12 protein-coding genes and 1 tRNA gene are annotated in these 17,303 nt (G+C 44.4%); 2 read left to right on the forward strand and 11 right to left on the reverse strand.

Annotated features, from left to right (window positions below; genetic code table 11):
• Positions 1 to 2 precede the first annotated feature (2 nt).
• The 9 genes from NQ564_RS07835 to NQ564_RS07875 form a co-directional block, all read right to left on the reverse strand.
• Positions 3 to 641: a hypothetical protein gene (locus NQ564_RS07835; protein WP_008149091.1), complete on the reverse strand. Its 639-nt coding sequence runs from the start codon at positions 639 to 641 to the stop codon at positions 3 to 5.
• Positions 638 to 2,134, reverse strand: a complete 1,497-nt coding sequence (locus NQ564_RS07840) for a PglZ domain-containing protein (RefSeq protein ID WP_217803628.1) — start codon at positions 2,132 to 2,134, stop codon at positions 638 to 640. The genes NQ564_RS07835 and NQ564_RS07840 overlap by 4 nt, the downstream gene beginning before the upstream one ends.
• A gap of 1 nt (position 2,135) precedes the next feature.
• The gene (locus NQ564_RS07845) at positions 2,136 to 4,871 is read right to left on the reverse strand and encodes a DNA methyltransferase (RefSeq protein WP_008149085.1); all 2,736 of its coding nucleotides are present in this window, start codon (positions 4,869 to 4,871) and stop codon (positions 2,136 to 2,138) included.
• The gene (locus tag NQ564_RS07850; RefSeq protein WP_227963242.1) at positions 4,864 to 8,559 is read right to left on the reverse strand and encodes a DUF6079 family protein; all 3,696 of its coding nucleotides are present in this window, start codon (positions 8,557 to 8,559) and stop codon (positions 4,864 to 4,866) included. The genes NQ564_RS07845 and NQ564_RS07850 overlap by 8 nt, the downstream gene beginning before the upstream one ends.
• Entirely contained in the window at positions 8,556 to 8,990 is a 435-nt protein-coding gene (locus tag NQ564_RS07855; RefSeq protein ID WP_008149079.1) for a hypothetical protein, read from the reverse strand. The genes NQ564_RS07850 and NQ564_RS07855 overlap by 4 nt, the downstream gene beginning before the upstream one ends.
• Positions 8,991 to 9,384: 394 nt before the next feature.
• A tRNA-Lys gene (locus tag NQ564_RS07860) sits at positions 9,385 to 9,457 on the reverse strand.
• Positions 9,458 to 9,549: 92 nt separating this feature from the next.
• On the reverse strand, positions 9,550 to 10,353 hold the full coding sequence (locus NQ564_RS07865) for an MBL fold metallo-hydrolase (RefSeq protein WP_008149075.1): 804 nt from the start codon (positions 10,351 to 10,353) through the stop codon (positions 9,550 to 9,552).
• A gap of 30 nt (positions 10,354 to 10,383) precedes the next feature.
• The gene (locus NQ564_RS07870; protein ID WP_008157238.1) at positions 10,384 to 11,454 is read right to left on the reverse strand and encodes an asparaginase; all 1,071 of its coding nucleotides are present in this window, start codon (positions 11,452 to 11,454) and stop codon (positions 10,384 to 10,386) included.
• 20 nt (positions 11,455 to 11,474) lie between these two features.
• Positions 11,475 to 12,086: a trimeric intracellular cation channel family protein gene (locus NQ564_RS07875; RefSeq protein WP_008153383.1), complete on the reverse strand. Its 612-nt coding sequence runs from the start codon at positions 12,084 to 12,086 to the stop codon at positions 11,475 to 11,477.
• Between the two features lie 157 nt (positions 12,087 to 12,243).
• On the opposite strand from NQ564_RS07875, the gene NQ564_RS07880 reads away from it, so the two are divergent.
• Positions 12,244 to 13,722, forward strand: a complete 1,479-nt coding sequence (locus tag NQ564_RS07880; protein WP_087375274.1) for a DUF3943 domain-containing protein — start codon at positions 12,244 to 12,246, stop codon at positions 13,720 to 13,722.
• Here NQ564_RS07880 and NQ564_RS07885 read toward each other — a convergent pair.
• Positions 13,719 to 15,356, reverse strand: a complete 1,638-nt coding sequence (locus tag NQ564_RS07885) for an ABC-F family ATP-binding cassette domain-containing protein (RefSeq protein WP_008149069.1) — start codon at positions 15,354 to 15,356, stop codon at positions 13,719 to 13,721. The genes NQ564_RS07880 and NQ564_RS07885 overlap by 4 nt on opposite strands.
• Before the next feature lie 269 nt (positions 15,357 to 15,625).
• Positions 15,626 to 16,567, reverse strand: a complete 942-nt coding sequence (locus NQ564_RS07890; RefSeq protein ID WP_008157231.1) for a glycoside hydrolase family 43 protein — start codon at positions 16,565 to 16,567, stop codon at positions 15,626 to 15,628.
• Between the two features lie 149 nt (positions 16,568 to 16,716).
• Here NQ564_RS07890 and NQ564_RS07895 point away from each other — a divergent pair, with 149 nt between their 5' ends.
• Entirely contained in the window at positions 16,717 to 17,265 is a 549-nt protein-coding gene (locus tag NQ564_RS07895; protein WP_008149060.1) for a 30S ribosomal protein S16, read from the forward strand.
• Positions 17,266 to 17,303 lie beyond the last annotated feature (38 nt).

Below are 17,303 nucleotides of genomic sequence, written 5' to 3' on the forward strand. Positions count from 1 at the left end.
CTTTATTCCTCTTTGATATACAGAAAATATGGGTCAAATAATTGCAATTCGGTATCAGTACGATCAAGTAACTGGTTGTTGATAAAAAAAGATTCAGCCCATAATTCTGCTGTAATCTTATTTTTTACAGAAATGGGTTCATTCCAAGCGTACAGTCCAATCTTGATACGCTTGATAACTCCCATATCTATAAGCTGTGTCAATGATACTCTGATAGCCTTTTTGCAAGTTCCGTTCAAAGGATAGTCTTTGCCAACAAGTTTGTTGATAGTATCTCTTGAAAGTTCTGTTTCCAAACGCATATATTTGGCTAAAAGAGTTGTAAAGTAATAGCAAAAAGGAAATCTGACATTGATAAGCGAAATTGCTATAACATTAGCCTCGAAAGGAATTTTAAGAGCCGCAAGAATTTTAGTTTTGTTTTGCACCAAAGTTTCATTTATTAAAGGATTCAATATTGAACTTTTGATGTAATTAAAAGTCAATTTGATATTATACTCCCCTGAAAACACCGAGTGTAGGTTTTCGAGCAAATACTGCTCGTTTATTTCGCCCTTGTTAAGATAGTCAGCAAGGGTGCAACAAAATATATCGAGCGGAACTCGCTGTTTGATACTTATTTGTATTGTTTTATCTGTCATTCTTTTGTAATCGTAATAAAGGGTATAAGTACTTCGAAGAAATGAGTGCCGCCATGGGTCACGTTCATCGGAATATTTGAAAAGCAGTGGTTTGAGGTCGGATAGTAAGTGCATGAAGCAGGGTCAATCTGAAGCACTTCTCCTCGGTGGTCTTGTTCAAACAACACGCGCGATGCCTGCGGAGCAAGCGTGACATGGCGTTTGCTCAATGACAGAGAGCCAACCTTTTCCGGCTGCGAAAGCAAACGGGAGGGTTTGGTTTCGATGTTTCCGTGGTCGGTGGTGATATACACTTTGAAGCCTTGTTGCAAAAGGTCGCCGATATTATTGAGCAAGTCTTCTTCCTCCACCCACAACTTTGTGGCGGCATGGAGATAACGGAAGTCATCGGAAGCGTGCATCTTCTCATCGAGGTCAACCGTTACCCAAGCCACTCGTTTGTATATGTCGCTTAGGGCAATCGTAGAACCGTGTTCATAAAGAATTTGGTTGCGATTGATAAAGCCTTTCGACAGCCAGAAATCTTCCCACATTTTACTCTCCGAGGAACTGCTTTGCTGGTAGCTGACAGACGGATATCTACCGAGGAATATAGCTTGGCGAGAGAGTTCGGTGACACTCGGTAGCCACGAATATATCACATCGGTCTGTGCGTTGATGTCAAAATACTTATTCTTCAAACTGTTTACCAACATCTGACTTTGCCAAAAGTTCATACCATCGACAACCACCAGAGCCAACTTGTCCTCTTTGGGCTGCTTACTGATAAACGGCAACACTTGACATACATTCTTCGGTGCTTTGTTGGCAGGAGGTGTGGTCGAGCTGATGATTGAAGCATAGCGTTCAACAAGGTGTTGCTGAAAGAGCGTATTGAGTTCGTCTACTTTCGGCATCAAGGCTGAAAGGTTTCCGATTTCGAGCGCACGAAGTATCAGTGCGCTTGCTTGTGGCAACCATTCTCCCGGCTTATCAATCTTGATTTTGGCAAACAGCTTATCCCATTCTGCAATGATGTTTTCAATTTTCTCCTTTGCACCCTCATACGAAGTTTGGTATTCGGCAATGATATGATGAGTGCGCAGTTCGTCAATCGAAACCCTGCCCGGATATTGATAAAGATAATTCAATGTACCGATAGATTGGTCTTTGATTAAAGCCCATTTATAGCGAGGAAAGATATGTCGAGCCACAAATTGGGTGGTGTCGGCATAAATTGCTATATCGTCCGGCACATCAAACTGCTCTCGCTGCACAAAAACAAAGCGGATGTTGGATTGCTCCTGCAATTCCTCTTTCACGGTGGTTTCCCACCAAAGGCGCAAGGTAAGGCTATCCCCCTCAGAGATGCGGAGCGAAGCATAAGTAAGCATCATGCGCACATCTTCGCGAGCCAGAAATTCATCGTAGGTTTGCACCACGACCAATCGCTTTTCGGAATATTCTCCGAAAAGGCGGTTGATAATTCCTTGTGGAAGATTCTTCTTGGCCATATTATATGCGGTTAGTGGCGATGTCGTAGTATTGCAACAGCACATCATCTTCGGTAAGTAGCGACTGCGGTATGCGGTCGCCTACCCGAACAATGGTGGCGAAGTCTTTCTCTTGATAGCAGTTCTTGAAGCCCGTGCGGAGTGCTTCAAGGCGAGCTTCCTTGATGCGCCCTTTGGGTTTCTCCGCAGCTTCCACATAAGTCTTAAACTCACGGAGCAAACGTCTGGTACGTACCTTTTCGAGGTCAGCCTCATTTTCCGCATCGGGAATATACCATTGGCTATCCTCGTTTTTCAAGAAGTTTTCTTCGAGAATCTGCATCAGTTCGGGAATAGCATCCCCTTTCTTCGGAGCAACGAGGTCTTGCATCCACTTCGGTTGCAAGTCTTGATAGGTCTGCGGTTTGTCGACAAGTTCGCGTTTGAGCCACTGCACACCATCTGCTTCGCTACCCACAAAGAGTGCAAGCGAAACCATTTCCGGGATCTGTCGCCGCAAGTCATCGTATTTAATGGCTTGTTCGGCGGTAAAGAACATACCGTCACGCTCTACAAAAGTATCGCGCAGGAAACGCTGAAACTCCGATGCGTCCATGGGAATTTGGCGACCGTTTTGCACAAAGAAAGCAATCAGTCGGTCGTACAAAATCTTCGGGCTGCGCTCCACAACAGCAGTTGTCTTCTTCTCGTTGACAATAATCACGGGAAGACGTGTCAGCAGTTCTTCGATAAACGATTGTGTGCTGACAAATATATTTTGGTTGTCGTCCGACTGCCTCATATTCTCGAAATGTGCAAGTAACTTCTCGCTCGGCTTAAAACAAGAAATAATAAGATCTTGCTTAACGGCTGTGGTTGTGGTTACAGATTTATATGACCCTTGTTTTTTGTCAAGAGAAGCGACATTAGCAATAATGAAACCTACAGATGTTATAGCACTCTGTATAAAATTCCATACACTTGCTTTTGTATTACTAAACTCTACAGTCATCCACCTGCCAGGTTTCAAAATACGATAATATTCAGAAAAGCATTTCTGCATTTCATTATGATAAAATGCAGGACTTTTACCTTGTGCCGAATTTTCTATTACTTCTGTTTCATTGTTTGTTGTCACTCTTAGCCAAGCCTCAGGCAAACTGTTTAATTCAGAGTAATTAATATTAGCTCCAAATGGAGGATCGGTAAAAATGTAGTCAACGCTATTTGTGTACATATTCTGTTTTAATGCTGAAGCAACTTGTATGACGTTGTCAAAGCTATGGGGCAAATATGGTTCAGCTTTTAAGAGAAGACGTAATTTGTCTCCAATTTGCTCAAGTACAGAAGTCTCAACTGGGAAAGGAGGAATATAAAGAGTCCCTTTGAGGTTACCCGCATTCCATCCACCGCCACCATGAAAATAGTTGTTTATATGAACTCTTTGCATTTTTGTTGACCTGCCTATCATCGCAGTAAACAGGAACATCAATTTACTCGGATACTTTGATTCATATATCTTCTTGAATAGAATTGATAATGCAATTAAGTTTCTTCGAGTATAAAACTGATGTACATAAAAATACCCTTGTGTTTTTTTAGGCTGCTCTGTATTGTAGCCTTCAGGCAAAAGTTGAATAGGAATATATTTAGTATCAATCGGATGTTGGTCTATTTTCTTCAACAAATCAATATCATAAGCTAATGGTTCACGCTCGATATGTTTACCTTTTACAGTATAAACCATTACTACTGGAACATGCTTAATGACATTGACTACGTCGTCAATAACATCGTCATATACAGTTTGAAATGAACGTTTAGCAGTTGCTTTTGTGTGAGAACATTTACAATAAGGACATTCGAAATTATCTAATAATCCTTCTTTCTCTTTACTCATAGCAGAATCCCAATAGATGAATTCCTTACCACAATTTTGACATATTGCCACATCACTCCAAACCATATAGTTAATGCAACCAATAGGTTTATTGTCGTGCAGAGTTGTATACATCCACCCACATTCATCTTTCAATTCATTCATGATACGTTGCGTTTCACTTTTCAAAAGTGAAATGTCAGTAGGAGAATTATAGTTGTTCGAGATCATCGATGCATATGGTGATAAATCACCACAAATAGCATGTCTTTTTCCCCATTTAGGCTTATGTCCTACCGAATTAACAAACTCGCTTTCTATTTTTGAATGCCATTCATTATTAGATTTAGCACAAGCCTGCGCTGCCACGCCAGTCATACCCGTACCACAAAAGCCATCGAATATAATATCACCCGGCTGCGTATAATGCAAGATATATCGCATAATGGCAGGGTGTGGTACTTTTGTATGATAAGTGTGAGCTGTATAAACCGGGTTGTTCTTTCCCTCGCTTACATCAGCAGAATACGGTTCAGTCACCTCGAAGTCCGTTTTTCTCAATCCTTTTGCTTCGAGGTCTTTTTTCTCCGCTTCCCATTCTGCGATAAAATCGTTGAGCCAAGGGTTCGGGCAAGCGGTATAATATGGAGGGTCGGAAAGTGCGATGATGTCATCGTCCTCGCCAATTGGGAAGCCCTCGATGTTGCGCAGTTCGGGCAGTTTACGGCGCAGTTCGGCACGGAAATATTCGCGCCGTTCATCGTCATTGGAAAAGGTCAGTCCCAGTACGGTTACCGGGCCTTTCTGCTCGGTTGCGGTTTCCTCCTCGAGCTCCAAGCCAAGAGAGGGTTCACCAGAATTATATGTCTTTTTACTCATTGTCAGAATTATTTAGACGGAAAATAATGCGTACTTTGTCGCGTTTCTTGCAGCCGATAAGGTTCATAACGAGCCTATCCATTCTTGCGGTAAACTCATCGACCGACATAGCGCGACTAAATTGCTCGTTGAGCACCGCAGGAGTTATCTCCACTTCTTCGAGGTCTTGCGAAACGTGCTTGATAAACTCAATAACCGTGCGTGCCGAATAGTCGGAATCAATCTGTACCAGCCCGTTTGTTATACCTTGGGCATAACTGCGGTCTTCCTCTTTAAGCAATTTTAGCGTGTCTTGCGTATGCTGCGAGTTCAGGAAATCGATGATGTCTTGATGCCAAGAGCGATAGATGTTTTCGAGTTCCCGACGCAGTTCGGTAATAGTCTTCTGCGAGGGAGTGCTTGAAATCGGATTGAAACCACTGATAGGATTCGGAAAATTCTGAATATCCGAATTGACAGACGGCTGCGGCACACGCAGACGGGTGAAGTCAGACAGCCAAGATGTGAACACCGCAGGGTTCAATATGGTGCAGTCGCGCAAAATTTGACACACTCGATATTCCGAGGAATTGAGCACCGCATTGCGCTCGCCCTGCTGAATATCATTCAAGCAAACGGCATTGTAGCGAAGCAAGAAGTAGTCGATGTATGCTTGTTTGATTTCGGCAAGCGAAGTTTGCAAAGCATTGACCTCCTGCTCCGAACTATTTACCGGGTCGAAAGCGAGAGCCGCCTCAATTTGTCGGTCAAGGTTCGTCATCAGGTTGCTTCCTGCAGGAACATACTGCTTTGCCGAGGTCAAATAGTTAATCAAGTCGGAAAGTTTGCGAACAACACCCATACGCAGTTTAGTGTCGGTAATCAACTTTTGCACCTCCTCCAAACGCGCAATACGGTCGAGTGGAATTTGCAGGTTGCGGATTTTAGCCTTAGAGGTATAGGTGGCGAGTTGGTCGTAAAAACCTTTGAGTGCAGGAGTTTCCAAGCGCAGATAATGCAGCAGTTCCTCGCCAAACACTTTCTCCCCGGCAATGGTGATTTCCGCAAGTTCGTTCATCATACGACCTTGGAAAGTGGCAACTTGTGCCGCCAGTTCTCGTGCCTTATTCGATATAGTGGCAAAAGTGTCGGTAAAATCAAGTTTGTTGGAAAGGTCTTGTCCAATAAACGATTTTGTAACACGGCGCACCAAAGGAATATTGATGCCCTGCGGTTTCTTGATAAGCGAGAACATAAAATACTCGCTCTTGTCCACATTACGCAAAGTATCGACATTGGAAGCATTGACAACCGATCCGTTAGATAGCTTAATCTCAATCAGTCCCAGTTGCACCATTGCTGTCAAAACCACAAATTCGAGGTCGGCTTCGATATTGAAGTCGAGAGTGCGCCAAATAGATTCATTGGAATCTGCTACGGCAACAATGATTTCATCGCGATTGAGCACCATACCCTCACCTTTTTCTTCGAGTTTGTCAATCAGCGAATTAGCAAAATCGCAAGTGTCGGCATTGAGTTGTCCACCGCTGAAAAGTTTCAAACCAAGGAGCACCGCCTCACCCTCGGAATTAGCTGCATCAGGCTTCACCGCCTTCGCAATGGCATTGCGGATAAAGCGTTCACGGTTGCTATTGGTAATGTCCGAGCGCACGGCGGTAAACGCAGGATAGTTAGGTGAAGCATCAGCAAACGCACTTTCAAGCACATCTCCTGCAACCGAATCAAAGATTTCCAACAAAGGAGTGCCTGCGCCCGGAAGTGAGAAAGAGCGAAGTAATTTAGGCTCATCGCCATTAAAATAAATCTTGGTAGCGTCAAGATAGCAAGCCTTAAAAGCATCACGCGCTTTGGTGAACCAGTGCTGCATCTTGTCGCGGAAAATAGTCTTTTGCTCGGTGGGAGCAGAGTTAAAAAGAGCTGTGGAAGCCCCGTGCATACAAACGGCATCCTTAAACTCATTGGTAAGACCGTCCATAACAAAATAGACTTCGTCCGTATCGTGTCCTCGCTGTATGTCGGTGCGGAACACCGGCATAAATATCATATAGAAATGCTGGCGAGGGTGCGTAGTGGATTTCTCATTCGGACTACCAAAGAAGATGTAACCGTCACGAGTGATGCGGTGCGATTTCCAAATCAGCTCGTGAGTATAGATGTCGAAACCCGTGCGACACGGGTCGGTGTCGATACCGAGCATTTCTACCATAAATGCGGAGAAAGCCTTGTCCCGCAGAGCAGGAGAAAGACTATCTGCATAATCCTTAATAAGTTGGTCGGGATTAATGCCGCCCTCGGTGCGAAGCGCAAACTCGTCATTTTCTTTGCGGTCAAAGTACTGACCCGAAGTAGCCTTGACGATAAGGTTGGCACAGTTGCCCACTTGGTCGAGCAGGAACTCGCGGTCTTCCATTATTGCGAATACCGGGCAGAGGTCATCGGTCAAGGTTTCGGCTGTAGCACCGTTTTGTTTATTCAGCATAGCTTGAATAATTTTGATACCACAAGCGTTGGCAATGCGCTTAGCAAGCGGAATTTGCTTGCGGCGCGGGCCCTCGAAATTATTCTCAATTTTATCATGAACAAGATGTACCGTGTCGCTAACCAACTTAAAGTCGGGGTTGGCCATCATCGAGGCATCTTGCATCATCTGTTCAAAATATTGGTCGTAAGTAATCAGTCCCGGTTCGTTTTCAGGAATATCATTGTCCTTGATTTTGTCGAATTGGCGAGAAAGTGTTTTGAGAATTTCGCGTTGCGACTGTGCAAGTTTGATTTTCTCAAAGTTCTCGATGTATGAGGGGTGAACGGGAAACAGATTCACATACTTCTCGATGTTGCCGTGCATATCGGCAAAGAAAAGCGTAAACGGTTTAAGGTGCTCACGGATGATAGCCTTTTGTTGTTCGGTCTTATCAAGAAGGCGTTTTTGCACCACATACGAAACATCTTCGCGGCGGATTGAAAGGTCGCGGTAGCGGTCTTTCACCTTTCGGAGCATATCGGCTGCAAACTGGAACTCACGGGCGGAATAAATCAATTCTTGCACGCCGAACATAAACACGAACTTTGTGTTGTTGCAAGCCTGCCCCAAGGCTTGAAGCACGGGCAACTCACTTTCGAGGTTACCCGATTCTGCACGGAGGCGAAGGAACTGAAGCATCTCGTCAATAGCGAGGATAAAGCCTTTGTCGGGATATTTATCCTCAAAAGCAGCCATCATTTCGCTTAATTGCTCTCCGTAGCTTTTGAGCGAATTTTCGTCAAATTTATAGTCGATGTCGTGGCTGTCAAGGAAACGCTGTATCTCAAAAGTAACAATACGCCAAAGCGAATTGTTATGCTGCAACTCAAAGCGATGTACCATAAACTTACCTGCAATAGGTTGCATTATCTCTCGTGCTTGTTCATTGCGAAGCTCTGCGAGGTTGTCGGCATTTTCAGCTACAAGTTGCACAAGACCCATCAAGTGGCTCTTACCAGTACCGTAGCTACCTATTACTTGAATACCCTTTTGGTCGTGCCCTCCGAAAACCATATTCTTCACGAACTCGGGGAGAATGGTTTCGAGGAAATAATCAGGGTAAACGAAATTGTGTAGAGCATCGAGTTGATAGTCGCGCTCCGAAAGTCTGTTGAATTGGATTACATCAACTATTGGGTTGAATTGCAGTATTTCAAGATATTTCATATAGTGAGGTGTGATATTTCTGAAAGATCTATAAAATTAGAAGAGTCGGAAGTCAAAAAACAAAGTCTGTCATCTTTGACTACGCCCTCCCATTGAATAAACATTAGATAATTGCGAGATAAATCTTTTAAGATTGTCCGCATATCCAAGCCAAGTTTTTCTTCAAAAACTATCCCGAAGTTACATAGAGAAATAGCATTGCCGAAAGTAGTGTCGTTACTGGCTATTTCCCTGAAAAGGCGCATAAACTCAGCATTCACGAGCATTTTCAAATCTTTTGAATGGGGTAAGTTTTCGGATATTATGTAAGCAGAAATGGATTTACCTATGTCAAACTTAGGGATGTCGTCAGGCGGCATCTCATCTTTCAGCACAACAAGGCGGTATCTTGGTGCTGATTGAAGATATTTGTTAATGGCGGTTATATCCATAGCTTTTTAAAAAACGCAAAACCCCGACACCATCCCTGCGAGGCTGACCAAAGCCTATAAGACGATGCCGGAGTTTCGTATATCTTAATTGTTTAATTATCGGGTCATTGTGCAGAAATGTTTCATAATGCAAAGGTACAAAAAGTGGATGAATTTGGTTGCACAATTGGGAGAAATGTTTATAGACGTGTAAGGGGAGTATGTATATCAGTGCCTTATGCTCTGTTTCACAATAAAAAAACATATTACTTACCCTCACTTTCTTTGTAACTTTTTGCTATTTCGATAGAGCGGGTAAGTTTTGATCCCCTTTTTTAATCCTGAGGAATTTCGGTAGATCCGATATAGAGAAAAACCTTTCACAGACAAATGCTGTAAAAGGTTTTTTAATTTGTGACCTGGGAGGGGCTCGAACCCTCGACCCAATGATTAAGAGTCATTTGCTCTACCAACTGAGCTACCAAGTCATTCATGCTATCGTTATTTCTCGATTGCGGGTGCAAAGATAGGAGTTTAATTTTTCTTTGCAAACTTTTCCCGCAGTTTTTTACATAAAATTTTAATCGAATTCAAATATATCAGACGGTGTAGTCCGTTTCAGAGCATGCAGGGAAACGTCCTTCCCTACCCTTACTCCTTCTTGAAATAAACGAAAATCGACTGTCTTATAGGCAAGTTCGGGATGATTATTATCACGGCTCAAATGACACAACCAGATATCTTTCAGTTTAGGATCATAATGAGTTGCGAGGAACTCGGCAGCTTCACGGTTGCTTAAATGTCCAGTCGAGCTGGCTACACGTTCCTTCAGAAAAGCTGGATACGTGCCGAACTTCAACATCTCCTCATCATAATTGGCTTCTATGATCAAGTGGTTTGCCATGCTCATATATTTGCATACTGTTTCGGTAATATGGCCGACATCCGTTGCCAACGTGAACTTATGATCGCCATATTCGATATAATAGCCGACATTATCAGTACTGTCATGCGGAACCTCGAAAGCGGTAATGCGGAAATCGCGAATCATAAAAGGCACTTCTTTTTCGATCACCTTACGCGAACCGACAAGCTTTTCCTCCACGTAGCGGCTCTTGTTGATTCCCCGGTGGACAGCCTCCGTCGTATAGACAGGGATACAATGTTTTTCTCCCAGACAACCTACGGTTTTGATATGATCAGCATGATCATGCGTGATCAGAACTGCAATAATTTTGGAGAAATCGATCGCTTTATCTTTCAACACCTTCTTTATGGTACGAATACCGATACCTGCATCAATTAACACGCCGAATTCGGGTGTTCCCAGATAATAGCAGTTTCCACTGCTTCCACTTGCTAAACTCAGAAATGATAGTTTCATTTTAATTTCCAATTCAGTCCTTAACAGGAATTACGGGCGAAACGTGTCGGGGATCGTCACTTCCCCGATCAGCGAACAGTTCATGTGATCCTTCACCTCCTCCGGCGTCAGGCCGTGGCCGAAAAGAAACATGAGCTTGGTAACAGCGCTTTCAGTCGTACTGTCGAATCCGCTTATCACCCCCGCTTCCAACAATTTATGCCCTGTCTCATACCGGTGCATTTCCACACTTCCGGCACTACACTGGGTTACATTTACAATCACAATTCCCCGGCTAACCGCATCTTTCAGCATCGTCAGGAACCAATCATAGCACGGCGCATTACCGCTTCCGAACGTTTCCATCACAACCCCCTTCAACCCCGGTATATTCAGGATGCTTTCCACTACCTGAGGAGAGATTCCCGGAAAAAGCTTCAACACCGCAATATTCCGGTCCAAGAGATAATGCGGTTTCAACGGTCTTCTCGAAACAGGATGGTAAACCTGCCCGGTGTCATACTTTATATAAATACCGGCATGTGCCAATGGTGGATAATTGTATGAACGGAAAGCATTGAAGTTGTCCGCATTAATCTTACTCGTACGGTTACCCCTCAACAAGTCATTTTCAAAAAAGATACAAACCTCCGGCACAACCGGGATGCCGTTTTCCTTTGCAGCGGCAATCTCGATAGCAGTGATCAGATTTTCTTTTCCGTCGGTCCTCAACATACCGATCGGCAATTGCGAGCCGGTAAAGATAACCGGTTTACTTAAATTCTCGAGCATAAAACTCAAAGCAGATGCCGTGAAAGACATCGTGTCCGTACCATGAAGCACAACAAAGCCGTCGTACAACTGGTAATTGTCTGCAATAATCTTTACGATCTTCATCCATGACTCCGGCCCCATCTCCGACGAATCCATTGCCGGATCGAACTGGATGGTCGAAACCGCATACCCCAACTTCTTCAACTCCGGCATATTATCCTTCAAATGTTGGAAATTGAATGATTCCAACACACCTGTTTCGGGGTTTTCAATCATACCGATCGTTCCGCCAGTATAGATAAGCAGGATCGAGGCTTTCTCACTTTGAGTGTTCATACTTGCTGTCATAGATCGCAAAGTTAATAATTTTATTCTTCTCCTTTTAATACAGGGACGCTTATATGATATTTTACTGCCACTATCCGCGAGACGAATATTCCGGTAGCAGCGATAAGCTGCGTCAGAGACGGTCCGATCCCCATCTGCAGGCAAGCGTAATAAATAAAGCCTCCAAACACGCATGCTAGTGCATAAATATCTTTTCGGAAGATCAGGGGTACCTCGTTAATCAGGATATCGCGGATCATACCGCCGAAAGCCCCCGTAATTGTCCCCATCACAATAGCCACCCACATCGGAAACCCGAATGCCAGCGCCTTCTCGATACCGACCACACCGAACAATCCCAGCCCGATGGCATCGAAAATGAAGAAAGTATTGTTCAGGCTAATCACATATTTCCTGAATATGATAACAAAGAGCAATGCCAGTGCCGATATGATGAGATAAGAAGCCTGTTCCATCCAGAAAGGGGTGGCATTGAGTAGGATATCGCGGATCGTACCGCCTCCCACCGCCGTCACCACACCGACCACATAGGCCCCGAACCAGTCAAATTGTTTGGCTGAAGCCAAACGGATGCCGCTAATCGCAAAAGCGAATGTCCCGGTGTAATCGCAAAACGTAATGAAGTCTATCATTTTGATTTTTTCTGCAAAAATAAGTATTTCCTCGCAATGTTGCGTTTTTCTATAGAGACGACCTGATAATTATTTAAACCAAACGAATATCCGGCTGTTGATTATATATAAGTTTGCATTCAAAAAAGTGCTGATGACTATCTAATTAAGGGAAAAAATGAAGAAATATATATTAACTGGACTCATTTGTCTGTTTTCGTTCTCCTGGATACGGGGACAAGAATATATACCTCAAATTACACATCGTCATTATATAAGTGACACAACCCTATTCCATCCCCGCCATCCCTGGAAAGCGGCACTCGAAACATTCGGACTCAATATGCTCGTCTGGGGCTTCGACCGGTATCTCGTAAAAGAGGACTGGGCTTATATCAACGGGCATACGATCAAGAGCAATTTCAAAAAAGGTCCGGTATGGGATACCGACCAGTTCACGACAAACCTTTTCTCCCATCCCTATCACGGTTCGCTCTATTTCAACGCAGCCCGCAGCAACGGCATGAATTTCTGGCAATCCGCCCCGTTTGCAGCCAGCGGCAGTCTGATGTGGGAGTTCTTTATGGAGAACGAACCACCTTCGATCAACGACATGCTGGCGACAACATTCGGAGGAATCGAATTGGGAGAAATCACCTACCGGTTGTCCGACTTGTTCATCGACAACCGTTCGTCGGGAGCCGAACGTGTGGGGCGAGAGGTGTTGGCAGGTGTCCTATCGCCGGTCCGCGCTTTCAATCGTATCATTTCGGGGGAAGCCTGGAGACGTAGTTCCTCAAAAGGACGAACTTATTCCTCCGTTCCCGTCAACTTCATCGTCACAATGGGACCTCGCTTTTTAGCAGAACAAGAAGGTTCGAAACGGGGAACCACCAGCCTGAACATCAACTTCCGCATCGATTACGGGAATCCTATCAACGATGATTTTTATTCTCCCTACGAATGGTTCCGCTTCAACTTCGGAATAGATCTATTTTCTGCCCAACCGGTTGTCAGCCAAGTAAACGCTATCGGAGCTTTATGGGGAAAAACAGTCTGGACAAAAGGTCCACGGACGCTTTCCGCTGGATTTTTCCAACATTTCGATTTCTACAATTCGGAACTTCGCCACGGGAGCGATATGACCGTCCCTCCCTACCGCATAGCAGCACCGGCAGCAGCAGGAGCCGGTTTGATTTATTACAAACAGGCCACACCAGGGGACAAGACGGATATTTATGCTGAACTGTATGCAAACGGCGTAGCTTTAGGAGCCAGCCTGTCGGACTACATGCTGCTTGGCGAACGGGATTATAACTTAGGAAGTGGCTACAGCACCAAAGCCGGTGCCGGTATCATCTACAACAGACGACTGGCTTTCCTGCTCAACATGGAAAACTATCATATCTTTACCTGGAAAGGATACGATCCGGATATCGACTGGTCACAGGCAGATCCCAGCACCCTGAATATCCAGGGCGATGCCGGAAACGCACGCCTGACCATTTTCTCGATGAAACTGGCTTATTTATTAAAAGACAAGTGGAACATCACCCTGACAAACCGCTATTTCTCACGACGGACGAACTACCGGCATTATCCCAGAGTGGATTATTCCACTTACGACCTGATGCTCGGACTCGGGATACGAATTTAATTCTTACGTTCCAGCTCGTTCAGATTTTCCATCTTCTTGCGTTGCAGGAACTCGTATATCCCCTCAAGATGTTCCGTCACTTTCTTGTTTCCGAATTCGTAAACTTTGGTCACAAGGCCATCCAGGAAATCACGGTCATGCGAAACGACGATCAGCGTCCCGTCAAAGTCCATCAAGGCTTGTTTCAGGATATCTTTCGTTTTCATATCCAGATGGTTCGTCGGCTCATCGAGGATCAACAGGTTGACGGGCTCCAGCAACAGCTTGATCATTGCCAGTCGGGTACGTTCGCCACCGGAGAGCACCTTTACTTTTTTCGCCGAATTCTCGCCTCCGAACATGAAAGCACCCAACAGGTCCTTGATCTTGTTGCGGATATCCCCTTTTGCAACATCGTCTATCGTTTGGAACACCGTCAGGTTTTCATCTAAAAGGGACGCCTGGTTCTGCGCGAAATAGCCGATCATCACGTTATGCCCGATTGTCAACGTACCGTCATGTTCAAGCTCCTTCATAATACATTTTACCAGCGTGGATTTACCCTCCCCATTCTTTCCGACGAAAGCGATCTTGTCACCCCGCTCGATCATCAAATTGGCATTACGGAAAACAGTATGGTCTCCGTACGACTTCGACACATTCTCGATCGTCACCGGATAGGAACCCGAACGGGGCGAAGGCGGGAACTTCAGGCGCAGAGCGGAAGTATCTTCTTCATCGACTTCCAGTATTTCAAGCTTTTCAAGCATCTTCACACGACTCTGCACTTGCAAAGTCTTGGAATAAGTGCCTTTGAAACGTTCGATGAAGTCTTTCGTTTCGGCAATGAATTTCTGTTGCTCGTCATACGCCTTTTGCTGTTGTTCGCGACGTTCCTTACGCAATTGCAGGTATTGGCTATAATTGACTTTATAATCATAGATGCGGCCCATCGTCACTTCGATCGTACGGGTCGTGATATGGTCTACGAATGCGCGATCGTGACTGATTACGACTACTGCCTGCCCGTTATCGATCAGAAAATCTTCCAACCATTGGATAGACTCGATATCGAGGTGGTTGGTCGGCTCATCCAGCAAAAGCACATCCGGTTTCTTCAGCAACAGTTTCGCCAATTCGATACGCATACGCCAACCACCGCTGAACTCACTTGTCTGACGGCCGAAATCTTCGCGGGTGAAACCAAGCCCTAACAAAGTCTTCTCGATATCGGCATCATAATTAATCTCTTCAATAGAATAGAACTTCTCACTCAAAGTAGAAACACGCTCGATCAGTTCCATATAGCTGTCCGACTCATAATCAGTGCGTATTTCCAGTTCCTTGTTAATTGCAGCGATCTCCGCTTCCATCTCGTGTAGATGGGCAAAAGCTTGGGCAGTCTCTTCAAACACCGTACGGCCGTCTTCCGTCATCAAATGCTGCGGAAGGTATGCGATGACAGTATCTTTCGGGGCAGACACCTTCCCGCGGGTCGGCTCACGCACTCCAGCCAATATCTTCAGCAATGTGGATTTACCCGCTCCATTCTTTCCCATCAGGGCAATCCGGTCTTTCTCGTTAATAACAAAAGATATATCCGAAAATAATGCGCTACCGCCAAACTCAACTGTTAGTCCGTCTACTGAAATCATATACTATATAAATGTATTACTTTTATAAAACGAGCGGCAAAGGTAAGAAATAAATGGCAATGATAGGGAATAGAAAAAAGACAGTGTCTAATTCTTGCTTCGATCACCTGAAATTCTGTAATCAGTGGCAGTGATTATAAAATCAGTGGCAGCGATTATATAATCACAGTCAGCAATTACATAATCAGTGCCACTGATTACAGAATTAATCAAGGGAAACATATCTTTTTATGCCCTATCGGACCTATTCACAATGGATATCTCGTGATTTATTTTACGACAGCAGGGCGGATCAACCCTCCACCGATCGAAACCTGGTCTTTGCCAGACAAAGACATATCAACGATATAGGAGTTTCGCTGGTTCACTTCCGTTTGACTCTTATGGGCATGGAAAATATACCGTAAATTGCCATCCTTGTCGGCAAACGGTGCCCCGTGGCCGGTTCCGACAAGTTCGTCTACCCTATGCAAAAGCGGGTTTTTACTGTTTTTCTTCCAAGGGCCAAAAGGAGAATCCGACGTGGCATAGCCGACTGCATAATCCTGGCTCCTGAAATCGTTGGCAGAATAGAGCAGATAATACAAGCCGTCCCGTTTCAGAATGGAAGGACCTTCGGCCACCTTACCAAACACCATTTCCCAGGGCTCGACCGCTTCGATGCATTGTGTCAGCGTCTCCTCCTTGATTTCCTTCAGATTATCTTTCAGTTCTGCACACCAAATCACATTACCGTTTGTAAAGCGGACAAAATAAAGATAGGCCTTCCCATCCTCATCGAAAAAGACGGATGTATCGATTCCTTTTTCTTCTCGAATCGGCTTCTTTTCATCCTGCACGAACGGTCCCAAAGGAGAATCGGACGTGGCAACACAAACGTGCTCCTCTACCGAATAGAACATATAAAACTTCTTGTCCTTCTCCACATAATAGACTTCCGGTGCCCAAAACCATTTATCCCCGTAAGAGTCTTCTTTACTCAGTGCCAAACGGGAAGAACGCTCCCACGACTTCAAATCTTTAGAACTGTACACCTCGAAACCGTCCGCACGGGATGTTCCATAAGCATAATAGGTATCGTTGTAAAACAGGATATAAGGATCGGCAATCGGCAACACATCCGAAACCGTCTCTTTCCCTAGGGCAGTCATACTTACCGCAACAACACACAACAGCATCAATAGCATTTTCTTCAACACATTCGTCTTCATAATGTATCCGTTTTATTATTTGATAATTGAGAATTTCACACCCATGCAAAGATAATCAATTATTTTCTTCTCCAATATATTTGTTTTATATATGAAAATCCCTATCTTTGCACCCGCTAATACAAACAGCTTAAATTAATTATTCAAACATGGCAACAAAAATTAGATTGCAGAGACACGGTCGTAAAAGCTACGCTTTTTATCAGATCGTAGTCGCAGACAGCAGGGCTCCACGTGATGGAAAGTTTATTGAAAGGATAGGTTCTTATAATCCGAACACTAATCCTGCTACAGTAGATTTGAACTTCGAAAGAGCTTTGTATTGGTTACAGGTAGGTGCACAACCTACAGATACCACTCGTAACATTCTTTCTCGTGAAGGTGTTTGCTTGAAAAAACACTTATTGGAAGGTGTTAAGAAGGGTGCATTCGATGAAGCTACTGCTGAAACCAAGTTTCAGGCTTGGTTGAAAAACAAACAGGCTTCTGTTCAGGCTGTAAAGGACAAAGATAGCGAAGCTGCAAAAGCTGCAGAAAGAGCTCGTCTGGAAGCAGAAAAAGAAGCAAACAAGGCAAAAGCAGAAATCGTAGCTAAAAAGAAAGCAGAATTGGCAGCCGCTGAAGCTGCTAAGCAAGCTGAAGAAGCAGCTGCTGCCGCTCCGGCAGAAGAAGCTCCTGCAGCAGAAAGCGCTGAATAATTCGAGCTTTGCCAAAATAAAAAGAGGACACCTTTGCA

The sequence above is a fragment of the Parabacteroides johnsonii DSM 18315 genome (assembly GCF_025151045.1).
Lineage (GTDB): Bacteria > Bacteroidota > Bacteroidia > Bacteroidales > Tannerellaceae > Parabacteroides > Parabacteroides johnsonii.

Coding starts and splice junctions, on each gene's coding strand:
- NQ564_RS07870 (WP_008157238.1), bottom strand. CDS start 11,454: ATGACAGCAAGTATGAACACTCAAAGTGAGAAAGCCTCGATCCTGCTT.
- NQ564_RS07895 (WP_008149060.1), top strand. CDS start 16,717: ATGGCAACAAAAATTAGATTGCAGAGACACGGTCGTAAAAGCTACGCT.
- NQ564_RS07855 (WP_008149079.1), bottom strand. CDS start 8,990: ATGGATATAACCGCCATTAACAAATATCTTCAATCAGCACCAAGATAC.
- NQ564_RS07840 (WP_217803628.1), bottom strand. CDS start 2,134: ATGGCCAAGAAGAATCTTCCACAAGGAATTATCAACCGCCTTTTCGGA.
- NQ564_RS07885 (WP_008149069.1), bottom strand. CDS start 15,356: ATGATTTCAGTAGACGGACTAACAGTTGAGTTTGGCGGTAGCGCATTA.
- NQ564_RS07875 (WP_008153383.1), bottom strand. CDS start 12,086: ATGATAGACTTCATTACGTTTTGCGATTACACCGGGACATTCGCTTTT.
- NQ564_RS07845 (WP_008149085.1), bottom strand. CDS start 4,871: ATGAGTAAAAAGACATATAATTCTGGTGAACCCTCTCTTGGCTTGGAG.
- NQ564_RS07850 (WP_227963242.1), bottom strand. CDS start 8,559: ATGAAATATCTTGAAATACTGCAATTCAACCCAATAGTTGATGTAATC.
- NQ564_RS07835 (WP_008149091.1), bottom strand. CDS start 641: ATGACAGATAAAACAATACAAATAAGTATCAAACAGCGAGTTCCGCTC.
- NQ564_RS07890 (WP_008157231.1), bottom strand. CDS start 16,567: ATGAAGACGAATGTGTTGAAGAAAATGCTATTGATGCTGTTGTGTGTT.
- NQ564_RS07880 (WP_087375274.1), top strand. CDS start 12,244: ATGAAGAAATATATATTAACTGGACTCATTTGTCTGTTTTCGTTCTCC.
- NQ564_RS07865 (WP_008149075.1), bottom strand. CDS start 10,353: ATGAAACTATCATTTCTGAGTTTAGCAAGTGGAAGCAGTGGAAACTGC.